The following is a 4,526-nucleotide window of genomic DNA, read 5'->3' on the forward strand; positions in this document are numbered from 1 at the left end:
ACGTCGTCCCCGTCGCCCGCGCCGATCCAGGTCACGTTCGCGACGCCGCCCAGGTTCAGCACCGCGAGCGGGCGGTCGAGCCCGCGCGCCAGCGCCACATGCAGCGCGGGCGCCAGCGGTGCGCCCTGGCCGCCGGCCGCGACGTCGGCCGAGCGGAAATCATGCACCACCGGCAGCCCGGTGAGCCGGGCGAGCAGCGCCGCATCGCCGATCTGCCAGGTCCGCCGGCGGTGCGGCTGGTGCAGGATGGTCTGGCCGTGAAAGCCGACCAGCTCCGCCGTCCCGGCCGCCGCCGAGGCCATGAGCGCGCGCACCGCCTCCGCATGCCGCCGCGTCAGCCGCTCCGTCGCGTCCAGAAGCGCCGGGTCGTCGGCCGGTAGTGCCGGGGCACGGTCGAGCAGGGCGCGCAGGTCGCGGCGCAGCGTCGCGTCATAGGGCAGCGTCAGCCCCGGTCCCGGCACGACCTGAGTGCCGTCGGTCTCGACCCAGGCGGCATCCACGCCGTCCAGTGACGTGCCGCTCATCAGCCCGATCGCGCGCATGGTTTTTCCCCCGCGGCCGGTCCGTGCTACCGGACGCCGGCAATCCGAAACGCATACCCTGACAGGCCCGGCCCGATGCCCACCAGCGACTTTCTGCGCGATGCCACCGAGCGGGGCTTCGTGTTCCAATGCACCGACGAGGCCGGCCTCGACGCCGCGCTCGCGGCCGGCCGGGTCAGCGCCTATATCGGCTTCGACTGCACCGCGGACTGCCTGCATGTCGGCAGCCTGCTGCAGATCATGGCCCTGCGTCTGCTGCAGCGGCACGGCCACCGCCCGGTCGTCCTGCTCGGCGGCGGCACCACCCGCATCGGCGACCCGAGTTTCCGCGACGAGGCGCGCAGCCTGCTGAGCGACGAACAGATCGCCGCCAACATGGCGGGCATACGCCGCTGCTTCACGCCGTATCTGCGTTTCGGCGAGGGGCCGTCGGATGCGGTGATGCTGAACAACGCGGACTGGCTCGACCGGCTGAGCTATATCGAGCTGCTGCGCGACGTGGGCGTGCATTTCAGCGTCAACCGCATGCTGTCGTTCGACAGCGTGCGCAGCCGCCTTGAACGCGAACAGGGGCTCTCGTTCCTGGAGTTCAACTATTCGATCCTGCAGAGCTATGATTTCCGCGAACTGGCACGCCGTCACGGGGTGACGCTGCAGCTCGGCGGGTCGGACCAGTGGGGCAACATCGTCTCGGGCGTCGAACTGGTGCGTCGGACGGATGCGCGGACGGTCCATGGCCTGACCACGCCGCTGATCACGACGGCGGGCGGGGCGAAGATGGGCAAGACGGCGCGGGGCGCCGTGTGGCTGACCGCCGACCGTCTCGCCCCGTACGACTACTGGCAGTTCTGGCGCAACACCGACGATGCCGATGTCGCGCGTTTCCTGCGCCTGTTCACCGACCTGCCGCTTGACGAGATCGCCCGGCTCGCGGCGCTGCGCGGGGCGGAAATCAACGAGGCAAAGAAGGTGCTGGCGACCGAGGCGACCACGCTCGCCCACGGCGCCGAGGCGTCCGCCCGGGCGGCGGAGACGGCGCGGCGCGCGTTCGAGGAGCACGACGCCGCCGCGGCGCTGCCGTCGGTCACCGTCGACGCGGCGGCGCTGGCCGAGGGGATGCCGGTCTTCCGGCTGCTGGCCCTGGCCGGCCTGTCGGTCAGCAACGGTGAGGCGCGGCGCCTGATACGCGGCGGCGGGGCGCGCATCAACGACACCGTGGTGGACGACGAGGCCCGGCTGGTCACCGCGTCCGATCTGCGCGACGGGGCGGTGAAGCTGTCCGCCGGCCGCAAGCAGCACGTGCTGGTCCGCCCGGCCTGAACCGCGCGGCGCCGTCCGGTCACGGTTGGCCGCGCCCGGCATGGCTTCTATATGCGGGCGATGACCGACTATCTCGACCGGCTGAACCCGGAGCAGCGTGCGGCGGTGGAGACGGTGGACGGGCCGTTGCTGGTGCTCGCCGGCGCCGGCACCGGCAAGACCCGGGTCCTGACGACCCGCTTCGCCCATATCCTGCTGACCGGCCGCGCCCATCCGGGGCAGGTGCTGGCGGTCACCTTCACCAACAAGGCCGCGCGCGAGATGCGCGAGCGGGTCGGCGTGCTGCTCGGCCGGCCGGCCGAGGGGCTGTGGCTCGGCACGTTCCATGCCCTGTGCGCGCGCATGCTGCGACGCCATGCGGCCCTGCTCGGACTGACGCCGACTTTTTCCATCCTCGACGCGGATGACCAGCTCCGGCTGCTCAAGCAGGTGATGGAGGCGGCGTCCGTCGATCTGAAGCGCTGGCCGGCGCCCGGGCTGATGGCGGCGATCCAGCGCTGGAAGGATCGCGGCCTCGTCCCCGCCGCGGTCACCCCGGCCGAGGACACGGATTTCGCGGGCGGCCGCGCGCGCCCCCTGTATGCCGCGTATCAGGCCCGGCTGCTGGCGCTCAATGCCTGCGATTTCGGCGACCTGCTGCTGCACGTGACGGAGCTTCTGCGCACCAATGCCGAGGTGCTGGGCCAGTATCACCGGCAGTTCCGCTACATCCTGGTGGACGAGTACCAGGACACGAATCTCGTGCAGTATCTGTGGCTGCGTCTGCTGGCGCAGGCGAGCGGCAACATCTGCTGCGTCGGCGACGACGACCAGTCGATCTATTCGTGGCGTGGCGCCGAGGTGGAGAACATCCTGCGCTTCGAGAAGGATTTCCCCGCCGCGCGCGTCGTGCGCCTGGAATCCAACTACCGCTCCACCGCGCCGATCCTGGCCGCCGCCTCCGGCCTGATCGCGCATAACGAGGGGCGGCTCGGCAAGACGCTGCGGCCCGGCCGCCGCGATGCGGCGGGCGAGCAGGTCAGCGTGGTCGGGCTGTGGGACTCCGACGAGGAGGCGCGCATGGTCGGCGAGCGGATCGAGGCGCTGCGGCGCGACGACGGCCAGGGCGGCCGGCACGGCCTGTCGGAGATGGCGATCCTGGTGCGCGCCGGCTTTCAGACGCGCGCGTTCGAGGAGCGGCTGATCACGCTCGGCGTGCCGTACCGCATCGTGGGCGGTCTGCGCTTCTATGAGCGGGCCGAGATACGCGACGCCATCGCCTATGCCCGCATCCTGGTGCAGCCGGCGGACGACCTCGCGTTCGAGCGCATCGTGAACGTGCCGCGTCGCGGCGTCGGCGACGCGGCGCTGCGGGCGATGCATGCGCGGGCGCGCGAGGCCGGCATCCCGCTGCTCGCGGCGGCGGCGATCCTGCTGGACGAGGGGGCGCTGAAGGGGCGCGTGCGCGACGCGCTGCGCGACCTGCTGCGCGGCCTGGACCGTTGGCGCGAGACGTTGCCGCGCGAGGGGTACGTCGTGACGGTTGCGACGATGCTCGACGAATCCGGCTACATGGAGATGTGGCAGCGCGACAAATCCGCCGAGGCGCCGGGCCGGCTCGAAAACCTCAAGGAGTTCGTCCGCGCGCTCGGCGATTTCGAGACGCTGCAGGGCTTCCTCGATCACGTCTCCCTGGTGATGGAGAACGAGGAGTCGTCGGAGGGTGAGCGGGTGTCGCTGATGACCCTGCACGCCGCCAAGGGGCTGGAGTTCGACACCGTCTTTCTTCCCGGCTGGGAAGAAGGGCTGTTTCCCAACCAGCGTGCCCTCGACGAAGGCGGCAACAAGGGGCTGGAGGAGGAGCGGCGGCTCGCCTATGTCGGCATCACGCGGGCGCGGCGGCGGGCGATCATCAGCCATGCGGCCAACCGGCGAATCTATGCCAACTGGCAGTCCAGCATCCCGAGCCGCTTCATCGAGGAGCTGCCGTCCGAGCATGTCGCGGTGACCGGCGCGGCGCGACTCGCGCGGGACTCGATGCTGCGCGCGCCGTCGGTGTTCGCCGGCCAGTTCCCGCTCGCCGCGCGGCGCCAGCAGACGATCGACGTTTGGGAGATGCCGGCCCGGCCGGCGCGCGCGGCGAGCTTCGCGGTGGGGGCGCGCGTGTTTCATCAGAAGTTCGGCTACGGAACCGTCACGGCCGCGTCCGACAATCGGCTGGACGTCGCCTTCGACAAGGCGGGGGCGAAGCGGGTGCTCGACAGTTTCGTGGAGCCGGCATGAGCGCCGCCCTCGCGCGCCGCCGCGCCGCGCCGCTGGAGACGGTCGCCGTCGACGTGCCCGAGGACGCGGTGGAGGCGTACGAGCAGGCGCTGGCTTCGGTCTGCGCGACGGTCGGCCTGTTCCTCGACGACACGACCGGCATCTGGCGGATCGAGGGCGTGCGCGAGGCCGGGGCCGACTGGGCGCCCGTCGCGTCGGCGCTGGCGGTCGCGGCCCTGGTCAGCGGCGTGGACGTGCCGGCGCAGCGCGTGGCGACGGAGGCCGATGGCTGGCTCGCCCGCACCCAGGCCGCGTTTCCGCCGCAGCCGATCGGCCGCCGCTTCACCGTGCGCGGGACGCATCTGCCGGCGGCGCGCGACGGGGCGCGCCTCGTGCTGGTGCTCGATGCCGGCGTCGCCTTCG

At 71.9% G+C, this 4,526-nt stretch carries 4 protein-coding genes; 3 read left to right on the plus strand and 1 reads right to left on the minus strand.

Going from position 1 to position 4,526, the window contains the following annotated elements; genetic code table 11:
* Window positions 1–542: anhydro-N-acetylmuramic acid kinase (locus B8460_RS11690; RefSeq protein ID WP_048861777.1), on the minus strand; the 542-nt coding region annotated here is incomplete at its 3' end.
* Between the two features lie 75 nt (window positions 543–617).
* Here B8460_RS11690 and tyrS point away from each other — a divergent pair.
* The 3 genes from tyrS to B8460_RS11705 form a co-directional block, all read left to right on the plus strand.
* Window positions 618–1,862 (plus strand): tyrosine--tRNA ligase, encoded by a 1,245-nt coding sequence (gene tyrS, locus B8460_RS11695; RefSeq protein ID WP_048861778.1) that lies wholly within the window; start codon window positions 618–620, stop codon window positions 1,860–1,862.
* Between the two features lie 60 nt (window positions 1,863–1,922).
* Complete coding sequence (locus B8460_RS11700) at window positions 1,923–4,124, plus strand: ATP-dependent helicase (RefSeq protein WP_148360559.1); 2,202 nt, start codon at window positions 1,923–1,925, stop codon at window positions 4,122–4,124.
* The coding region (locus tag B8460_RS11705) for a 50S ribosomal protein L11 methyltransferase (RefSeq protein WP_048861780.1) at window positions 4,121–4,526 on the plus strand (406 nt) is incomplete at its 3' end. The genes B8460_RS11700 and B8460_RS11705, both read left to right, overlap by 4 nt.

Origin of the sequence: Acidisphaera rubrifaciens HS-AP3 (assembly GCF_000964365.1) — a bacterium.
Taxonomy (GTDB): Bacteria; Pseudomonadota; Alphaproteobacteria; order Acetobacterales; family Acetobacteraceae; genus Acidisphaera; species Acidisphaera rubrifaciens.

What these genes read in the sequence shown, in the direction of transcription:
- B8460_RS11700 (WP_148360559.1), top strand. Translation starts at nt 1,923, where the DNA reads ATGACCGACTATCTCGACCGGCTGAACCCGGAGCAGCGTGCGGCGGTG.
- tyrS (WP_048861778.1), top strand. Translation starts at nt 618, where the DNA reads ATGCCCACCAGCGACTTTCTGCGCGATGCCACCGAGCGGGGCTTCGTG.